This is a genomic window from Rathayibacter sp. Leaf299 (genome assembly GCF_001423055.1).
Lineage (GTDB): Bacteria > Actinomycetota > Actinomycetes > Actinomycetales > Microbacteriaceae > Rathayibacter > Rathayibacter caricis.
This window is the reverse complement of sequence record NZ_LMNT01000004.1, coordinates 123,971-141,989: the sequence shown is the minus strand read 5'-3', so window position 1 is coordinate 141,989 and position 18,019 is coordinate 123,971. Positions and strand designations below refer to the sequence as shown.

Below are 18,019 nucleotides of genomic sequence, written 5' to 3'. Positions count from 1 at the left end.
TCACCGGCTGTGCTCTTCGGCGAAGAGCCGGTCGAAGGCGTCGACGCGCCGGTCGGTGACCGTCGTGGGCGTCTCGAGGTGGACGGCGCCGCTGGGGATGAGCCCCGCGCCGCCGAACCGCTCCATGACGCGCCACTGCGCGGCGACGTCCTCGCCGCTGTGCTCCGGGGGCAGCTGCTCCCAGAAGTCGAAGCCGCCGCTGGCCACGAGGGCGTCGCGGCGGTAGAGGACGCAGGCGCCGAGCCAGGCGACGCGGTAGGCGCGCCAGTCGCCCTCGGCCAGGTCGAGCCGGGCGGCGAGATGCGTCAGGTTCGCCGCGTTGTGCAGCGGCCAGCGCTCGAACTCCGGGGTGCCGCGGCGGATGCGCTCGGGCTGCACACCGTCGTCCCACGGCTCGAAGGTGGTCTGCTCGTGCGGGCGCACGTCCTGGAGGTAGGACAGGCCCTGCACCGCGGAGCCGACGAAGCCGCAGCCGAGGCGCTCGAGGGCCTCGTGCATCCGGAGCAGCGTGCCCGGCTCGAGCCACACGTCGTCGTCCAGGAACAGGACGGCCGGGGCGGTGGAGAGCGAGAGCAGGTACTGGCGCTGCTCGGCGAGACCGCGGCGAGGGAGGTGACGGGTGACGAACGGCGCCCGGCCCTGCGCCTCCAGAACGCGCAGCATGGCGAGCACGGTCGGATCGTTCTCGGCGACCGCGTCGTCGGACTGGTCGCTGACGATCACGCGGAACGCCGGATCGTCCTGCGCCGCGAGACCGGCGAGGGTCGCGGCCAGTTCGGCGCGGCGCCCGACGGTCGGCACGAGCACGTCGATCAGCGGAGCGTCGGGCTCGGTGGGCCGCCCCCATCGGCCCGACCAGCGCCGGCTGGTCACCGCGGGGCCGCCGATCGGATGCGCTGCACCATCTCGGTGGTGGAGTGCTCGGACACGTAGCCGACGGTGGTGACGGTGCCGCCGTAGGAGCGGACGACCACCGCCTCCTGGAGCATGTCGGGGTTGTAGTCGCCGCCCTTGACGTACACGTGCGGCTGGATGCGCTCGAGCAGCGGGATGGGGGTGTCGCCGCTGAAGAGCGTGACGTAGTCGACGCAGCCGAGCTCGGCGATCACTCCGGCGCGGTCGCCCTCGGGATTGATCGGGCGGCCCTCGCCCTTCAGGCGGCGGACGGAGTCGTCGTCGTTCACGGCCACGACCAGCACGTCGCCGAGCTCCCGCGCCTGGCGGAGGTAGGCGGTGTGGCCGCGGTGCAGGACGTCGAAGCAGCCGTTCGTGAAGACGACCCGGCGGCCGCGGCGCGATTCCTCGGCGAGCACCTCGACGAGGCGGTCCTCGCCGAGGACCACGGCGCCGGGGGCGGCGAGGGAGGCGAGGAGGTCGTCGGCCGAGCAGACGGACGTGCCGGGGCGCTGGACCACGACGTCGGCCGCCGCCTGGGCGAGGTCGACGGCGGTGGCCAGGGAGCGGCCTGCGGCGAGGGCGAGCGTGGCGGTGGCGGCGAACGTGTCGCCGGCTCCGGACGCCTGCTTCTCCTCAGCCGGCTGCGCGAAGGTGCGGCTGACGGTGCCGTCGGCGTCGAGGGCGAGGCTGCCCTCGCGGTCGAGGGTGACCACGACGTGTCGGGCGCCCGAGCGCTCGCGGAGCTCATCGGCGGCCTCGCGGACGGCGGTCGCCCTCGCTGCTCCCCGGCCGAGCGGCGCGCCCAGGAGCGCCTCCGCCTCCTTCGCGTTCGGGGTGACGAGGTCGGGGCGGGCGAAGGCCCAGTCGGCGAGCTCGTGCGCGTCGATCACGAGCAGGCCCGGGCGGTACTCGGCGAGCACACGCTCGACGGCCGCGCGGAGGATGCCGGAGCCGTAGTCGCAGACGAGCACGGCGTCGGCGCCCTCGGCCGCCCGCACGGCCAGCTCGGCGAGCCGCGCGATCTCGTCGTCGGAGGGCCGGTGCGGTCCGGAGTCGACGCGCAGCATCACGCTGTCGCCGCCGACCACGCGGGTCTTGATCGTGGTGGCGGCGGCGGTCCGGAGGATCGACCCGGTGTCCAGGCCCGCCCGCTCGAGCGACGCGATCAGGCGGTCGCCCTCGGGATCGCGGCCCGCGACTCCGACCGTGCGGACCTCGGCACCCAGGGCGCGCAGGTTCGCGGCGGTGTTGGCGGCACCGCCCGCGACGTCCACGACGTCGTCGAGGCGGAGGACCGGGGCCGGAGCCTCGCGCGTCACGCGCTCGGCGTCGCCCAGCCACCAGGAGTCGAGGATCAGGTCGCCGACGACGGCGACGACCGGCGGGTGCTCGCGCACGTGCGCGACGAGCGCGCTCGCCCGCTGGAGCGCGGAGCCCTCGAGGCTCATCGCGCGCCGCCGGGCAGGACGGGGAGGCCGAAGTGGACGACCGTGGTGGTGGTCATCTCGTCCAGCAGCTCGGGGCCGTAGCCGAAGCCGGAGCCGCTCGTGCCGCGCGGCTGGGCGCTGCCGCCGGGAGCGCCTCCGAAGACGGCGTTGATCTTGACGGTGCCGACGGGCAGAGCCGCCGCGGCGCGGTGCGCGTGCTCCATGTCGGCGGTGAGCACGGTGGCGGCGAGGCCGTAGGGGCTCGCAGCGGCGCGGAGGAGCGCCTCGTCGAAGTCGTCGACGACGACGATCGGAGCGACGGGGCCGAAGGTCTCCTCGGTCATCACGAGCATCTCGTCGGTGCAGTCGGCGAGGACCGTGGCCGGGTAGAAGGTGCCGTCGCCGGGCTCGCCGCCGGTGAGGGCGCGGGCGCCCGACTCGAGCGCCTCGGTCACGTGATCGTGCACGGCGTCGCGCATCCGGGCGTCGACGAGGCGGGGGAGCGGGCCCGCGCTCCAGCGGTCGGCCTCGGCGACGAGCGCCGCGGTGAACGCGTCGGCGACGGCGCGGTGCACGTAGATGCGCTCGACGGAGGTGCAGATCTGGCCGGCGTTCGCGAAGGCGCCCAGAGCGGCCTGCTCGGCGGCCCAGACCGGATCGACGTCGGCGTCGACGACGAGCGCGTCGTTGCCGCCGTTCTCGAGGATCACGTGCGCACCGGTGACGGCGGCGACGCGGGCGAGCGCACGGCCGGTGGCCGTGGATCCGACGTGCGCGAGGACGGCGACGCCCTCGGTGCGGGCCAGGGCGTCGCCGACGGCGCCGTCCCCCTCGACGAGCGTCAGGACGCCCTCAGGGAGGGCCTCGGCGAGGATCCGTGTGAAGAGGGCGCCGGTGCCAGGGCTGCGCTCGCTCGGCTTGTGGACGACGACATCGCCCGAGACGATCGCGGCGCCGAGCATGCCGGCGGCGACGGCGACGGGGTCGTTCCACGGGGTGAGCGCGAGGACGACGCCGCGCGGGTGCGGGAGGGCGAGGTCGACGTTCAGGGCGCCGCCGCGGAGCGACTTGCCGCGGTGCAGCGGGCCGAGCTCGGCGTACTGGAGGAGCGTGTCGACTCCGGCGCGGACGCCGCCGAGGGCGTCCCCCGCGGGCTTGCCGGTCTCGTCGGTGTTGAGGGCGGCGAGCTCCTCCTCGCGTTCGGCGACGCGGTGCGCGGCGGCGCGGAGGAGGGCTCCGCGCTCGGCGGGCGGGGTGGCGGCCCAGCCGGGGAACGCGGCGCGGGCGCGAGCGACGGCGGCGGTCGCGGTGTCGGTGGTGCTGCGGGGGGCGTCGTCCGCGGTGGCGGAGTCGGCGGGGGTCGCGGTGTCGATGGTCACGGTCACCTCTCGTTCCAAGGCTCGCCGGAGGCGGCGGGCGCGTCTGCCCACGTCCGGTACCCCGGGGGTCCGCGCCTAGACACGGCCCGCGGGATCGCCGGACGGGGTTGCGCGCGGGGCGGGTGGTACGGCGCGGTTCCGCAGAAGTTGCGGGGGAGGCGCGCGGTTGCCGCAACTTCTGGAGGAGCGGGAGGGCGCCCGCGAGGAGGGGCGGGCGCGGTTCCGCAGAAGTTGTGGGAGAGGCGCGCGCTTACCGCAACTTCTGGAGAAGGGCGGGGGCGATCGGGAGGAGGGGCCGGCGCGGTTCCGCAGATGTTGCGGGAGAGGCGCGCGTTTACCGCAACTTCTGGAGGAGGGTGTCGGCGAGCAGGGGAGGGTGGAGAGGGGACGAACGGTGACGCGCCTCGGAGCCGCTCAGGCCGCGCCGAGGCGCGTCACCGCGGAGGCGATGGCGCCGGTGGTCTCGCCGTCCGGCCAGCGGAGGACGACGCCCTCGCCCGGGACGAGGCGGCCGATCGGAGCGGTCGCGGCGTGCGCCGCGCGCATCCGCCCCCGGCCCGGCCGGTCGGCGGTGAGCATCGCGAAGCCGGGGAAGCAGGAGAGCCAGTCGGCGACTCCGGCGGCGGTGGGGCGGGGGATCGCGGCGACGTCGAGCTCGGCGGCGGTGCCGGACGCCTCGGCGAGCATGCCGACGGTGCCGACGAGGCCCGCCATGCTGACGTCCTTCGCGCCGTCGGGAGCGCAGGCGCCGACGCTCGCGGCGAGGGATCGCAGGACGTCGGGGGAGCGGCCGGAGGTCGAGTCCCACTGGGCTCCCGCATATCCGGGGCGCCAGGATCCGCTCAGATCGGCGGTCAGGCTCAGCTCGTGACCGAGCGGTGCGGAGCCGGGGACCGGTCGGGAGGTCCGGCCCAACCCTGTCACGGACAGTGCGGCGGGGACGCCGAGCTGGGTGTGCCCGCCGAGCAGTGGAACGCCCCAGGCCTCGGACGCCGCGCGGAGGCCGCGCAGGATGCAGGCAGCGGAGCCTGCGTCGCGGGCGCCGACCGCGTCGAGCAGGCCCACGGGATCCGCGCCCATGGCGGTGAGGTCGTTCACGTTCACGAGCACCGAGCACCAGCCCGCCCACTCCGGATCGCGCTCGACCATCGAGGGGACGATCGCGTCGCAGACGGCGATCAGGTCGGAGCCGGGCACGGGGGCGCCGTCGTCGCCGCGGAAGCCGGGGCCGCCGAGCTGACCGGCGAACGCCTCGAGCAGCGGTCCGAGGGAGGCCTTCGCCGCGCGGGCGAGGCGGTCGAAGCGGTCGATCGGCCAGCGCATCCGCACGTGCGGCAGGCCCGCGACGTCGGCGGTGCCCAGGCGGTCCCAGCCGAGGCGGCGGAAGAGGACCTCGTTCTGCCGCTGCACGGTCGCCTCGAAGCGGATCACTCCGCGCGACTCCGCCTCGGCGCACGCGGCGCGCACGAGAGCGGCGCCCAGCCCGGCCGCTCCGCGGGCGTCGCGGCGGACCACGAGGCGGCTGCCGGTCCACCAGCCGAGGTCCTGCTCGAGCGCGGGCGCGAGGCGCACCCCGCCGACGACCTCGCCGCCGAGGCGGGCGACGAGCACGACTGTGCGGGGATCGTCGTCGAGGGCGTCGCGATCGTCGGAGTCGAAGAGCTGCTGCTCCTCGACGAACACCGCACGACGCAGGGCGCGATAGGCGCGGGCGTCGGCCGCGTCGGCGACTCCGATCGACGGCAGGGCGGCCGGAGTGGTCCTCCGCACACCCTCGAGGATCGACAGCTCCATCAGGCGCCGGCGGTCTTCAGCACGCCGCACGCACCGCAGGCGGCGCAGCCCGCCTTCTGGCCCGACGACAGCATGCCCGCGGCGATGAGCAGCGCGGCCACCTGCTCGCTGACCGTCTCGAGGAGCGAGCCGGCGGGCGGGAGGACGTGGTCCACCTCCGTCGCGAGCGTGCCCTTCAGGGGGCGGAACGGGACGACGAACGGGTAGACCCCCATCTCGATCAGCTCGCCGGCGCTCGCCACGAGCTGGTCCGGGTCCTCGCCGAGGCCGACGAGGAGGTAGGTCGAGACCTGGTTGCGGCCGAAGATCCGCACGGCCTCCGCCCACGCCTCCTTGTACTTCTCGGTCGAGACGCGGGCCTTACCGGGGGTCCAGCGGCGGCGGATGTCGTCGTCCATCGACTCGATGTGGATGCCGATCGAGAGGGCGCCGGCGTCCTTGAGCTCCTGCAGCGCCGCGAGATCCTCGGGCGGTTCGCACTGCACCTGGATCGGCAGCCCGGGCACGGCCTCGAGCACGGCGCGGACGCAGCGGGCGAGGTGGCGGGCGCCGCGGTCGCGGCCCTTGGAGGTGCCGGTCGTCATCACCATCTGGCGGATGCCGTCGAGCCGGGCGGCCGCCTCGGCGACCTCGGCGAGCTGCGCGGGGGTCTTCACCGCGATGGTCGAGTCGTTCTTCAGGGACGCCTCGATGGCGCAGAAGCGGCACCGCTCGGCCTCGTCGTAGCGCATGCAGGTCTGCACGACGGTGGTGGCGAGGATGTTGCGGCCGTGCAGCCGGGCGATCTTCTCGTACGAGACGCCGTCGGCGGTCGCGAGGTCGTAGAAGCGCGGGCGTTTCACCGGCTCGACGTCCAGGCCGATGTCGGCGCCGTCGAGCAGCAGGCGGCCGTTGGTGACGGAGTAGGGGCTGCGCGGGTTCACGGGGATCGCGGCGCCGAGCCCGCCGAGTACGACGTGGCCGTCGTCGCTCGGGCCGGCTCCGGCCTCGCGGTGCACGGGGGCGTCGACGCGGATGCCCTGCAGGGCGATGTCGACGCGGGTGCGCAGCGGAGTCGCTCCGCAGGACGAGTCGGCGGAGTCGGACGGGACGGAGTGCGAGGCGGTGCGCAGGCGGGGCATCTGCAGATCGGTCATGGGGCTCCTCGGTGCATCGAGTCGAGCGGTGCGCGGCGCGGACGTCCGTCGCCGTGAGCACCCATTAGAGGCGCCGGGTGTTTCCGAACGATGACATCGGGAACGCGATCGTGTTACATCCGCGACGGCTGTCGTGTAATGCAGGCTTCTTCCGCTCGAAACCACACGGAAACAGGAGCGGCCTTGACTGATCGGTACCGGGAGGCGTCCTCGACGACCCGGCCCCGTCGCTCCGCTCGTCCGGATCCGCCCCGAGCGACACCCGCATCACAGCACGACCGCATCACCGGCTCTCCTGTCCTTGCTCGACTCGCACCGTGCTCAGGCGCGGTCGTCCCCCCTCGCACCTGCGCCCCTCGGCGCAGGCCCTCGACGAACCCCGGAGGTTCCCGTGTCCGACATCGAAGACCAGATCACCGCCAACATCGAGAAGTCCCGCTCCGAGATCGCGCACCCGTCGCTCCCGAACGGCAGCAACCTCTACGGCTCGACCAAGGTGTTCCCCGACTACCAGGCCGAACCCGGCCAGTCCTACTTCACGCTCGTGCACGGCATCGCCCACGAGTCCTCCGTCAGCTTCGTCGCGATCCTGCAGGCGACCCGCGCCGCCCGGAAGGGCTTCGAGTCGGCCGTCTACTTCTACGGACCCGGCACGATCAACGCGATGGCGACCCGCGGCTTCCCCACGGTCGGCGACTCCGGATTCCCGGGCGAGCAGAACATCAACAACGCGCTGAAGACGTTCATCGACGAGGGGAACCGCGTCTTCGTCTGCCGCTTCGGCATGGCGCTGCACGGCCTCCGCGAGGAGGACCTGATCGAGGGCACGATCCCGTGCCACCCGCTCGACGTGCAGGACGCCGTCATCCACTACGCCCGCAAGGGCGCCATCATCAACTCCACCTACAACCTCTAGGCGCCCGCGATGACCGTCGTCGGATCCGTCGCGGCCAACTTCGCCCGCGACCTCGACCAGAACTACGCGCTCATCCAGGCGCTCGTCGACGAGGCGAGGGAGAAGCGCGTCGAGTTCCTCGCGCTGCCCGAGGCCGCGATCGGCGGCTACCTCTCCTCGCTCGGCAACCACGGCGACACCCTCCGCACCACCACCCGCTCCCTGCCGCCGGCGATCTCGCTCGACGGGCCGGAGCTGCGGCGGGTGCAGGAGATCGCGGGCGACCTGCTCGTCGCGATCGGCTTCTGCGAGCTCGACGAGGACGGCGAGACGCGGTACAACGCGGCGGCGCTGCTGGACGGCGGGCAGATCTACGGCAGCTACCGCAAGGTGCACCAGCCGCTGGGCGAGCACATGTCGTACTCGCCGGGTCCCGGCTACGCGGTGCACGACACTCCGGTCGGCCGCGTCGGTCTGCAGATCTGCTACGACAAGGCGTTCCCGGAGGCGGCGCGCTCGATGGCGCTCGACGGCGCCGAGATCATCGCCTCGCTCTCGGCGTGGCCGGCCGCGCGCACGGCGACGGCCGAGAACCTGCAGGAGGACCGCTGGACCTACCGGTTCAACCAGTTCGACATCGCCCGGGCGCTCGACAACCAGGTGTTCTGGATGGCGTCGAACCAGTCGGGCACGTTCGGGTCGCTGCGCTACGTCGGCAACGCGAAGGTCGTGGATCCGGGCGGCAACATCCTCGCGACGACGCTGCTGGGCTCGGGGATGGCCGTCGCCGAGATCGATGTGCAGGGCACGTTCGAGGCGATGCGCGGCGGGATGTTCCACCTCCGCGACCGCCGCCCCGACGCGTACGACATCGACCGGGTCTGGAGCGGGGGCCTCGTCCATGCCTGAGATGACCTTCTCCGTGCGCTGGCCCGACGGCGTCGAGGAGCGCTGCTACTCGCCGAGCCTGGTGATGCACGACTTCCTCGCCGCGGGCGAGAGCTACCCGCTCGAGGACTTCGTCGACCGCTCGAGCGAGGCCCTGCGCATCGCGAGCGACCGCGTCCGCGCGAAGTTCGGCTTCGCCTGCACCTCCGCGATGCAGCAGGAGGCGGACATCGTCGCCGCGGCCGCCCGCTTCGACGGCGGACGCGTCCGCGTGCTGGCCATGGATCCGCCGGCGGTGCCCTCGTGACGGCGCTCGAGAACGGCCGGCACGTCGAGGTCGCGGTGATCGGAGCGGGCCAGGCCGGCCTCTCGATCAGCCGTCACCTCACCGACGAGGGGATCGACCACCTGGTGATCGAGCGCGACACGATCGCGCACGACTGGCTCGACAGGCGGTGGAGCAACTTCACGCTGGTCACGCCGAACTGGCAGTGCCGTCTGCCCGGCTACCCGTACGACGGCGACGATCCCGACGGGTTCATGACGCGCGACGAGGTCCACGCGTGGGTCCGCCGCTACGCCGAGTCGTTCGACGCGCCGGTGGCCGAGGGCACCGAGGTGCTGCGGATGCGCGAACGCGAGGGCGGCGGGTTCGAGGTCGTCACCTCGCGCGGCACGATCACGGCCGACCGCGTCGTCGTGGCCACCGGCGGCTACCACCGCCCGGTGCTGCCGGCCGTGGCGCAGCGGATCCCTGACTCCGTCGCGCAGCTGCACTCGGCCGACTACCGCTCGGCGGCCGACCTGCCCGAGGGCGGCGTGCTCGTCGTCGGCTCCGGTCAGTCGGGCGCGCAGATCGCGGAGGACCTGTTCCTCGAGGGCCGCGAGGTGCACCTGGCGCTCGGCACGGCTCCGCGGGTCGCCCGCTTCTACCGCGGGCGCGACTGCGTCGCCTGGCTCGCGGACATGGGCGTCTACGACGTGCCCGTGCACGCGCAGGTCGGCGGCCTCTCGAAGCGGGAGTCGACGAACCACTACGTGACCGGGCGGGACGGAGGGCGCGACATCGACCTCCGAGCGTTCGCGCGCGACGGCATGCACCTCTACGGCCGGCTGCAGAAGGTCGACGGCGGGGTGCTGCGCTTCGCGCCGACGGCGGAGGCGTCGCTGGACTACGCGGACTCGGTGGCGGAGTCGATCAAGAACGACATCGACGCCTACATCGAGCGCTCGGGAGTGGCGGCGCCGACCGAGGCGCGGTACGTCCCCGTCTGGCGGCCGGAGCGCGAGATCGAGGAGCTCGACCTCGCGGCGAGCGGCATCACGAGCGTGATCTGGGCGGTCGGCTTCCGCTCCGACTACTCCTGGGTGCAGGTCGGCGTCTTCGACGGAGCGGGGCACCCGACGCACCGCCGGGGGGCGACCGCCGTGCCGGGGCTCTACTTCCTGGGCCTGCCGTGGCTGCACACCTGGGGCTCCGGACGCTTCGAGGCCATCGCGCGCGACGCGGGCCACGTCGCGGAGCAGCTGCGCTCCGGACGCCGACTGGACCGGCTCGAGAGCACCGCGGTACGGTGACGCCCACCGGTCGCGGGGCCGGTCGCCGGGAAGAGGACCATGACGACGATCACCATGGCCGCCGTTGCGGCGCACTTCGGCCGCGACCTCGAGCGGACCCTCGTGAAGCTGCCCGGGATGATCGCCAGCGCCCGCGAGCGCGGGATCGACCTGCTCGTGCTCCCCGACGCCACGCTCGGCGGCTACCTGCTCGACCTGCACCACCCGGGTCCCGACGATCTGCCGGAGGCGGTCGAGGTGGACGGGCCGGAGGTGGCGGCGGTCGCCGAGATGGCCGGCGACATGACCGTCTGCTTCGGCATCGCCGAGCGGGCCCTCGAGGGCGGGGAGGCGCGGCGCTACAACTCCGCCGTCTGCGTGCAGGGCGGTGAGGTCATCGGCACGCACCGGAAGGTCCACCTGCCGCTGGGGGAGTCGCGGGTGTACGCGCCGGGCGACCGCTTCGGCGCCTTCGACAGCCCGGTCGGGCGGATCGGCATGATGATCGACTTCGACAAGACGTTCCCGGAGTCGGCGCGCTCGCTCGCGCTGGAGGGGGCCGAGATCCTCTGCTGCCTGAGCGCGTGGCCCGCCAGCGTGACGGACCGTTCCGACCGCATCCGCAACGACCGCCAGGCGCACCTGTTCGACCTCTACGACTGCGCGCGGGCGGCCGAGAACCAGGTGTACCTCGTGTCCTCGAACCAGACCGGGGTGCTGGGCGGGCTGCGCTTCCTCGGCCAGGCGAAGGTCGTCGATCCGGCGGGCGAGATCGTGGCGAAGACCTGGGCGAAGGGGGGGCTCGCGACCGCGACGGACGACGTCGCCGCCTCCGTCGCCCGTGCCCGCCGCAGCATGGACCACCTCCGCGATCGGGCGGAGCACAGCTACCACCCCGGCGTGCGGCTCGCGGCAGACGAGGGCTGACGGCGTGCGCATCGCGCTGCTGACGTACTCGACCCGTCCGCGTGGGGGAGTCGTGCACACCCTCGCCCTCGCGGAGGCGCTCGCCGCCCGCGGTCACGAGGTGACGGTGTGGACGCTCGGGCGCGGGGGCGACGACGCGTTCTTCCGGCCGGTCGCGCCGGCGGTGCGGGTGCGGGTCGTGCCGTTCGCGGCGCGCGACGACGAGAGCGTCGGCGACCGCATCGTCCGCTCGCTCGTAGCGATGGCCGCGGCGCTCGGCGGCGAGGCCGACGTCGTGCACGCGCAGGACTGCATCTCGGCGAACGCGGCGCTGGACGCCGGATTCGCGGGGCCGGGCGGACTGCTGCGCACGGTGCACCACCTCGACGAGTTCACGACTCCGGCGCTCGTCGCGTGCCACGAGCGCGCCCTGGTCGCCCCGGCGGCGCTCGTCTGCGTGTCGCAGGCGGTGGCCGACGACGTGGCGGTGGGATGGGGACGGCGGGCGGAGGTGATCCCGAACGGAGTGGACGCGGCGCGGTTCGCGGCGGCGGCCGGGAGCGACGCGGCGCTGGCCTGGCGCGCCCGGCTCGGCCCGTACGTGCTCGCCCTCGGCGGCATCGAGCCGCGCAAGGGCAGCATCGACCTGCTCGAGGCGCACGCCCGCCTCGCTCCGGGCACCGCGCTCGTCTTCGGCGGAGGCGAGACGCTCTTCGACTACCGGCCCTACCGCGAGGAGTTCGAGCGCCGGGCCCGCGAGCTCGGGGTGTCGCCCGTCGTGCTGGGCACTCTGGCCGAGGAGGAGGTCGCGCCGCTCGTCGCCGGTGCGTCGGTGCTCGGCTTCGTGTCGACCAAGGAGGGCTTCGGTCTCGCGGCGATGGAGGCGCTCGCCGCCGGGGTGCCCGTCGTCGCCCGAGATCTGCCGGTGCTGCGGGAGGTGTTCGGCGACACGGTGGCGTACGGATCGGACGTCGAGGGGATCCGGTCCGCGCTCGCGGCGGCCCTCGAGGGGTCGGCACCGCGCGACGGCCGGGCGCTCGCCTTCTCGCACGACTGGCGCGACGTCGCGGCCCGGCACGAGGACCTCTACCGCCGGCACCTCGCGAGCTGATGCGCCGCTCCTTCTCGCGCTGCGTGACGGCGCTCGCCGAGGCGGATCCGGAGCGGATCGTGGTGATCGCGGACGACCGCACCCTCACCGCCGGCGAGCTCGAGGCCGAGAGCACGCGGCTCGCCCGCGCGTACCTGGCGCTCGGAGTGGCGCACGACTCGCTCGTCGCGGTGTCGCTGCCGAACACGGCCGAGTTCGTCGTGGTCTGCGCGGCGATCTGGAAGGCGGGAGCGACTCCGCTGCCGCTGTCGAGGGACCTCTCGCCGCGCGAGCGGGCGGAGATCGCCGACCTCGCGCGGCCGGCGCTGACGGTCGGCTTCGCGCTGGACGGGGTGCCGTCGGTGCCGGCCGGGCACGAGCCGGACCCCGCGCTGCCGGACGCGCCGCTGCCGGACGCCGCCGCGTCGTCGTGGAAGGCGCCCGCCTCCTCCGGCAGCACCGGCCGACCGAAGATCGTGCTCGCCGCCGCGCCCGCCGTCATGGATCCGACGCAGCCGGTCGCCGCGTTCCTGCCGCGGGAGGGGGTGCAGCTGGTCGCGGGGCCGCTCACGCACTCGGCGACGTTCACCTACGCGTTCCGCGGGCTGCTGACGGGCCAGCGGCTCGTGATCCTGCCCCGGTTCGACGAGCGGCGGGTGCTCGCGGCGATCCAGGAGCACCGGGTGACCTGGGCGCTGCTGGTGCCCACGACCATCCACCGGCTCCTGCGCTGGCCGGGGCACCGCGACGTCGACGTGTCCTCGCTCGAGACGGTGCTGCACCTGGGCTCGCCGTGCCCGCCCGCCGACAAGCGCGGGCTGATCGAGTGGGTCGGGGCGCGGACGGTGGTCGAGGTGTACGCCGGGAGCGAGTCGAACGGGCTCACGATGATCCGCGGCGACGAGTGGCTCGAGCGGCCGGGCAGCGTCGGTCGGCCGATCGGAGGGACGGAGGTGCGGATCCTCGACGCGGACGGGGCTCCGGTGCCGGTCGGGCGGCCGGGCACGATCTGGATGCGGCGCGGCGCGGATCCGGCGTACCGCTACCTCGGCGGGGAGTCGCGGCGGACAGGGGACGGCTGGGACACGCTCGGCGACCTCGGGTCGCTCGACGCCGACGGCCGGCTGACCGTGCTCGACCGCGTCGACGACCTCGTGCTGCGCGGCGGGGTGAGCATCCACCCGGCCGAGATCGAGCGGGTGCTGGAGGAGCATCCGGCCGTGCGCGGGGCCGTCGCGTTCGGCGTGCCCGACGAGGACCTGGGGCAGGCGATCGAGGCGGTGGTCGACATCGACCGGGCCGACGTGGGGGCGGAGGAGCTCCTCGCGTTCGCCCGGGAGCGGCTCGGGCGGGCGCAGACGCCGCGGGCTCTGTGGCTGCAGCGGGAGCCGCTGCGCAGCGACGCGGGGAAGGTGAACCGGCGGCGGCTGCGCGAGGGGTGAGCGCGGCGCCGCTTCCGCAGAAGTCGCGGTAACGGCGCGCGCTCACCGCCACTACTGAGGAACCAAGAACACGCGCGTGGGTGGCTGAGGCGCAGGCCGGACGTCGTCCGTGCTGCTTTCGCAGAAGTTGCGGTAACGGTGCGCGCTCACCGCAACTTCTGGAGAAGGAGGAGGGAGCCGGCGCTCAGTCGCGCGGGCAGTGCAGCTGCGTGCGCTCGCCGGAGCGGTCGATCGAGTGCTGCGCCATCGGGCGGCCGCAGAGCGGGCAGACGGGGTCCGCGGGGGCGACGTACGGCTCCTCCGGGCGGCCGATGCCGACGTGGGCGGGGCCGGTGAAGGAGTAGATCGCGCGGTTGATCCGGTTGTAGAGGCCCGGCTTGCCGTCGAAGGGGTTCATCGGGTTCGGCGTGCGCTTCGAGGAGCCGTCGTTCTTCCTTCGTGCCATAAAGGTTAGTATACGAAGGATTGTGGTGAGCGGCGAGGAAACACGGGGTTCTCCTGTCGATCGCCGAGCCGCCCGCTGGCAGACTCGAGTGATGAGTGCGGCACTGCCGGCGGTGTCCGGCTTCGAGCACGCGAGCCGCCGGGTCGACGAGGCGGTCGCCTTCTACTCGGACGGGTACCACGGCACGCGGTTCCGGGCGGAGCCGCTGCCCGACTCCTTCTTCTTCCGCTACACCGCGCTGGGCGACGAGCAGGTCAGCGTCCGCACCTCCACCTTCCGCGGCTCCATCCGCGGAGAGATCGCACCGAAGGGGGAGTACGTCGTCTCGTGGCTCCAGGCGGGTCGCGGAGTGATGGACGTCGGCCGTGACGAGACGCCGCTCCTGCGCGCACGCCCGGCCGTGTTCCCCACGGGACGCCCGTTCGAGTTCGACTTCGGCGAGTACGACCAGCGCCTCGTGCACGTGGGCGGCGGGTTCCTCGAGGGAGTCGCCGCGGAGTCGACGGGCGCCGATCCGGCCCCGCTGGTCTTCGACCACCGCGTGGTGCCCCGACCCGCCGATGTCGACGCCTGGTGGGATGCGGTGCGCGACCTGTCCGGGGTGCTCGCCTCCCGCGCGCCGGCACTGCAGCTGGCCGAGGCCGACCGCGGAGTCGCGCTCCGGCTCCTCGCGGCGTTCCCGCACCGCCCGGTCGCCGTCCCCGCCGACGTTCTCCGGCCGCGCAACGCCCACCTCCTCCGGGCGGCCGAGTTCGTGCACGCCTTCGCCTCGTCGCCGATCTCGCTCAGCGACATCGCGACATCGGCGGCGCTCACTCCGCGCGCGCTGCAGCTCGCGTTCCGGCGGCACTTCGGCCGGACCCCGCTCGGCTACCTCCGCGACGTCCGGCTCGACCGGGCGCGCGACGAGCTGCGGCACGCGGATCCGGACACGACGACGATCGCCGCGGTCTCGGCGCGCTGGGGTTTCCTCAACCCGGGCCGCTTCGCCGGCGCGTACCTGCAGCGGTTCGGGGAGTATCCGCTCGAGACGCTGCGCGGAGGGCGCTGAAGCGGGCACACGGCGCTGAGGCGGCTCAGGGCCCGCCGAGCCAGTGGTCGATGCGGTGGTGATCCGGTGTGAAGCCGTGGTCGACGCCCCAGAGCACGGCCTGCGTGCGACTCGTCGCTCCGATCTTCCCGTAGACGCTCCGGATGTAGGACTTCACCGTGTTGGGGCTGAGATAGGTGAGCGCGGCGACGTCGGCGTTGCTCTTGCCCTGCGTGATGAGCGCGAGGATCTCGGACTCGCGGTCGGTGATGCCCTCGTGCCGGCCCGGCCAGTCGAGCCCGGGCGCGGCTCCGGCCCGCTGCGGAGGATCGCTGACGACGATCTCGCCCGCGGCGACCCGCTCGAGGGCGGCGACGAGGTCGCGGGCGGGCAGCGTCTTGGAGAGGTAGCCGTGCACGCCCTGCTCGAGTGCGTCGGCGACGAGGGTCGGTGCGAAGTTCCAGGTGTAGACGACGACGTGGCGGGCGCGCGGGTTCCTCACGAGGCCCGCGATCTCGTCGTGGTCCGACTCCGGTTGCGCGAACGAGTCGTAGAGCACGATGTCGATCGTGTCCGAGAGGCTCGCGTTGGCGTCGATCTCGGCGACCAGCACGCGGTGGCGGTAGTGGTCGAACATGTGCGCGAGGCCGGTGAGGACCACGTCGTAGTCGTCGACCAGCGCGACGGTGAGGGGCGCGGTCCGGGACATGGGTCGGACGCTACCGCACCCCGGCGAGCGGAGACCACACCCCCAGGGGTGTACCGCAGCCTCCCTGCGGGTGGAACCTTTGCCTCAGGCCCCGCACCAGCAGGGCTGACACGCGGACCCGGTCCGCCCAACGGAAGGTGACCATCGTGATCGGTCTCATCATCAGCATCGTCGTCGTCGGTCTCATCGCCGGAGCGCTGGCGCGCCTCCTCGTCCCCGGACGGCAGAGCATCAGCATCCTCATGACCATCGTGCTCGGCATCGTCGGCTCGTTCGTCGGCGGGTTCCTCGGCTTCCTGATCTTCGGGCAGGACGCCGGCGACGGATTCCTGCAGCCGGCCGGCATCATCGGCTCGGTCATCGGCGCGATCATCGTGCTGCTCGTCTACACCCGCTTCGCCGGCCGCTCGGGCGCGCGCCGCTGACCCCGCGGGGTCGACTCCGGTCGCGGGCGTTTCGGATCGGGCCGTCCGGGGAAGGGGAGGAGTGCACCTTCCCCGGATCCGGCCCTCCGGCTCCGCACCACCGAGAGGAACACCCCGTGGTCGCCATCGCCCCCCTCCGAGAGCGCTTCGACGGAGTCGAGAGGATCGCCGTGCTCCGCGGCGGCGGCCTCGGCGATCTGCTGTTCGCGCTGCCCGCCGTGGATGCGCTGGCCGCCGCCTACCCGGGAGCCGAGATCACCCTGCTCGGCACTCCCGCCCACCGCGTCCTGCTCGAGGGCGGAGTGTCGCCCGTCTCCGACGTGGAGGTGCTGCCCGTGGCGCAGGGTGTCCGCGACGGCCAGGGCGAGGACCCGCGGGTCGTCGAGGACTTCACCGCCCGGATGCGCGCGCGCTCCTTCGATCTGGCCGTGCAGCTGCACGGCGGCGGGCGCTACTCCAACCCGTTCCTGCAGCGACTGGGCGCGCGCCACACCATCGGCTCCCGCACACCCGACGCCGCCGAGCTCGAGCGCACGATCCCCTACGTCTACTACCAGCACGAGATGCTGCGCGCGCTGGAAGTCGTCGGCCTCGCCGGGGCGCCGGCGGTCCGGCTGGAGCCGGAGCTGCGCGTCGACGTCGAGCGCCGCGACCGGCTCGCGGCGACGCTGGGCGGAGGCGGTCCGCTCGTGCTGATCCACCCGGGGGCGACGGATCCGCGCCGCCGCTGGCCCTCCGAGTCGTTCGCCGCGGTGGCCCGGGCCCTGCTCGAGGACGGAGCGCGCGTGCTCGTCGTCGGCGACGACTCCGACGTGCCCGCCGCCGACGCGATCGTCGCGGGGGCGCCCGGCGCCGAGTCGTGGGCGGGACGCGTGGAGCTGCGCGACCTCGCTCCGCTGCTCTCGCTCGCCGACCTGGTGCTCGGCAACGACAGCGGCCCCCGCCACCTCGCCGCTGCGGTCGGCGCCCCCACCGTCGGCGTCTTCTGGGTGGGCAACGCGATCAACGCCGCACCGCTGGGTCGGCAGCGCCACCGCGTGCAGCTGAGCTGGACCACCGCGTGCCCGGTCTGCGGTCGCGACACGACGCAGGTCGGCTGGACGGCTCCGCGCTGCGAGCACGACCCGTCGTTCGTGGCGGACGTGCGGATCGAGGCCGTCCTGGAGGACGTGCGCGAGGTGCTCGCCGCCACCCGCTGAGACGCGAGACGCCACTCCGGTGCGCCTGCGACGATGTGTCGCGGACCGGAGTGGCGTCTCGCGGAGTCGATCCCTAGGGGATCACGCGGCTCACGGCCAGGACGGCTCCTCCTCGTGCGTGATGACGAGCTCGCGCACCTCGCAGCCCTGCGGCTGGCCGAGGACGAACATGACGGCGTTCGCCACGTTCTCGGGCTCGTTGAGCAGGGCGTCGGGGCCCGGCTTGTACTGCGCGTCGCGGTCGTCGAAGAAGCGCGTCTTCATGCCCGAGGGGATGAGCGTCGTGACGCCGATCTCGCCCTTGGTCTCGGCGGCGAGGGCGCGGGTGAAGCCGAGCACGCCGAACTTCGACGCGCAGTAGGCGGTCGCGTCCGAGACGGCCTTGATCGCGAGCGAGGAGGCGACGGTGACGACGCGGCCGTGGGTCTCGGTGAGGAACGGCAGCGCCGCCCGGACCACCGCGGCGGTGCCGAGGAGGTTGACCGAGATGACGCGCTCCCACTCCTCCGGGTCGACGTCGACGAGGCGGCCGCAGCGGTCGATCCCGGCGGCGGTGACGACGGCGTCGAGTCCGCCGTGCTCGCGGGCGATGTCGACGACGGCCTTCTCGGCCTCGCGGGTCTTCGCGACGTCCACCTGGTAGGCGGCGACGCCCTCGGCCACGCTCGAGACGTCGCGGTCGAGCACGATCGGGGTGCCGCCCGCGGCGGTGACCGCGGCGGCGACGGCGGCACCGAGGCCGGAGGCGCCTCCGGTGATCAGGACGCGGCCGATGGGGGTGGGGGTGAGACTCATGATGT

18 protein-coding genes are annotated in these 18,019 nt (G+C 73.8%); 10 read left to right on the top strand and 8 right to left on the bottom strand.

Annotated elements, in window-relative coordinates; genetic code table 11:
- The 5 genes from ASF48_RS15115 to ASF48_RS15095 form a co-directional block, all read right to left on the bottom strand.
- Nucleotides 1–873 carry a glycosyltransferase family A protein gene (locus tag ASF48_RS15115; protein ID WP_200931024.1) on the bottom strand — a complete coding sequence of 291 codons (873 nt, stop codon included), beginning with the start codon at nucleotides 871–873 and terminating at the stop codon, nucleotides 1–3.
- Complete coding sequence (gene rfaE2 / locus ASF48_RS15110) at nucleotides 870–2,345, bottom strand: D-glycero-beta-D-manno-heptose 1-phosphate adenylyltransferase (RefSeq protein WP_055793538.1); 1,476 nt, start codon at nucleotides 2,343–2,345, stop codon at nucleotides 870–872. The genes ASF48_RS15115 and rfaE2 overlap by 4 nt, the downstream gene beginning before the upstream one ends.
- Nucleotides 2,342–3,703, bottom strand: a complete 1,362-nt coding sequence (locus tag ASF48_RS15105; RefSeq protein ID WP_082481609.1) for an aldehyde dehydrogenase family protein — start codon at nucleotides 3,701–3,703, stop codon at nucleotides 2,342–2,344. The genes rfaE2 and ASF48_RS15105 overlap by 4 nt, the downstream gene beginning before the upstream one ends.
- Nucleotides 3,704–4,117: 414 nt before the next feature.
- On the bottom strand, nucleotides 4,118–5,527 hold the full coding sequence (locus ASF48_RS15100) for an MSMEG_0567/sll0787 family protein (RefSeq protein WP_235577267.1): 1,410 nt from the start codon (nucleotides 5,525–5,527) through the stop codon (nucleotides 4,118–4,120).
- Nucleotides 5,497–6,633, bottom strand: coding sequence for an MSMEG_0568 family radical SAM protein (locus ASF48_RS15095; RefSeq protein WP_235577266.1), 1,137 nt, complete (start codon nucleotides 6,631–6,633; stop codon nucleotides 5,497–5,499). Before ASF48_RS15095 ends, ASF48_RS15100 begins: the two co-directional genes overlap by 31 nt.
- Before the next feature lie 391 nt (nucleotides 6,634–7,024).
- Here ASF48_RS15095 and ASF48_RS15090 point away from each other — a divergent pair, with 391 nt between their 5' ends.
- From ASF48_RS15090 to ASF48_RS15060, 7 genes are read left to right on the top strand one after another with little or no spacing between them, the layout of a single operon-like run.
- Complete coding sequence (locus tag ASF48_RS15090; protein WP_055793533.1) at nucleotides 7,025–7,549, top strand: MSMEG_0572/Sll0783 family nitrogen starvation response protein; 525 nt, start codon at nucleotides 7,025–7,027, stop codon at nucleotides 7,547–7,549.
- A 9-nt stretch (nucleotides 7,550–7,558) separates the two neighbouring features.
- Entirely contained in the window at nucleotides 7,559–8,437 is an 879-nt protein-coding gene (locus ASF48_RS15085; RefSeq protein ID WP_055793530.1) for a carbon-nitrogen hydrolase family protein, read from the top strand.
- On the top strand, nucleotides 8,430–8,723 hold the full coding sequence (locus ASF48_RS15080; RefSeq protein ID WP_055793528.1) for an MSMEG_0570 family nitrogen starvation response protein: 294 nt from the start codon (nucleotides 8,430–8,432) through the stop codon (nucleotides 8,721–8,723). The genes ASF48_RS15085 and ASF48_RS15080 overlap by 8 nt, the downstream gene beginning before the upstream one ends.
- On the top strand, nucleotides 8,720–9,994 hold the full coding sequence (locus ASF48_RS15075) for an MSMEG_0569 family flavin-dependent oxidoreductase (RefSeq protein ID WP_055793526.1): 1,275 nt from the start codon (nucleotides 8,720–8,722) through the stop codon (nucleotides 9,992–9,994). The genes ASF48_RS15080 and ASF48_RS15075 overlap by 4 nt, the downstream gene beginning before the upstream one ends.
- A 39-nt stretch (nucleotides 9,995–10,033) precedes the next feature.
- Nucleotides 10,034–10,900 carry a carbon-nitrogen hydrolase family protein gene (locus tag ASF48_RS15070; protein WP_055793524.1) on the top strand — a complete coding sequence of 289 codons (867 nt, stop codon included), beginning with the start codon at nucleotides 10,034–10,036 and terminating at the stop codon, nucleotides 10,898–10,900.
- 4 nt (nucleotides 10,901–10,904) lie between these two features.
- Nucleotides 10,905–11,990 (top strand): MSMEG_0565 family glycosyltransferase, encoded by a 1,086-nt coding sequence (locus ASF48_RS15065; RefSeq protein ID WP_055793521.1) that lies wholly within the window; start codon nucleotides 10,905–10,907, stop codon nucleotides 11,988–11,990.
- Nucleotides 11,990–13,411 (top strand): AMP-binding protein, encoded by a 1,422-nt coding sequence (locus ASF48_RS15060; RefSeq protein WP_055793519.1) that lies wholly within the window; start codon nucleotides 11,990–11,992, stop codon nucleotides 13,409–13,411. Before ASF48_RS15065 ends, ASF48_RS15060 begins: the two co-directional genes overlap by 1 nt.
- Before the next feature lie 184 nt (nucleotides 13,412–13,595).
- Here ASF48_RS15060 and ASF48_RS15055 read toward each other — a convergent pair whose 3' ends face one another.
- The gene (locus tag ASF48_RS15055) at nucleotides 13,596–13,856 is read right to left on the bottom strand and encodes a hypothetical protein (protein ID WP_230673988.1); all 261 of its coding nucleotides are present in this window, start codon (nucleotides 13,854–13,856) and stop codon (nucleotides 13,596–13,598) included.
- A gap of 91 nt (nucleotides 13,857–13,947) precedes the next feature.
- Here ASF48_RS15055 and ASF48_RS15050 point away from each other — a divergent pair, with 91 nt between their 5' ends.
- On the top strand, nucleotides 13,948–14,907 hold the full coding sequence (locus tag ASF48_RS15050) for a helix-turn-helix transcriptional regulator (RefSeq protein ID WP_055793515.1): 960 nt from the start codon (nucleotides 13,948–13,950) through the stop codon (nucleotides 14,905–14,907).
- Nucleotides 14,908–14,932: 25 nt separating this feature from the next.
- Here the strand turns inward: ASF48_RS15050 and ASF48_RS15045 are convergent, their stop codons facing one another.
- Nucleotides 14,933–15,595 carry a response regulator transcription factor gene (locus tag ASF48_RS15045; protein WP_055793513.1) on the bottom strand — a complete coding sequence of 221 codons (663 nt, stop codon included), beginning with the start codon at nucleotides 15,593–15,595 and terminating at the stop codon, nucleotides 14,933–14,935.
- A gap of 146 nt (nucleotides 15,596–15,741) precedes the next feature.
- Between ASF48_RS15045 and ASF48_RS15040 the strand changes: the two genes are divergently transcribed.
- Complete coding sequence (locus ASF48_RS15040) at nucleotides 15,742–16,020, top strand: GlsB/YeaQ/YmgE family stress response membrane protein (RefSeq protein WP_055793914.1); 279 nt, start codon at nucleotides 15,742–15,744, stop codon at nucleotides 16,018–16,020.
- A 116-nt stretch (nucleotides 16,021–16,136) separates the two neighbouring features.
- Nucleotides 16,137–17,219 (top strand): glycosyltransferase family 9 protein, encoded by a 1,083-nt coding sequence (locus ASF48_RS15035; RefSeq protein ID WP_055793511.1) that lies wholly within the window; start codon nucleotides 16,137–16,139, stop codon nucleotides 17,217–17,219.
- A gap of 90 nt (nucleotides 17,220–17,309) precedes the next feature.
- On the opposite strand, the gene ASF48_RS15030 is transcribed toward ASF48_RS15035, so the two are convergent.
- Complete coding sequence (locus tag ASF48_RS15030; RefSeq protein WP_055793508.1) at nucleotides 17,310–18,014, bottom strand: SDR family oxidoreductase; 705 nt, start codon at nucleotides 18,012–18,014, stop codon at nucleotides 17,310–17,312.
- Nucleotides 18,015–18,019: the final 5 nt, after the last annotated feature.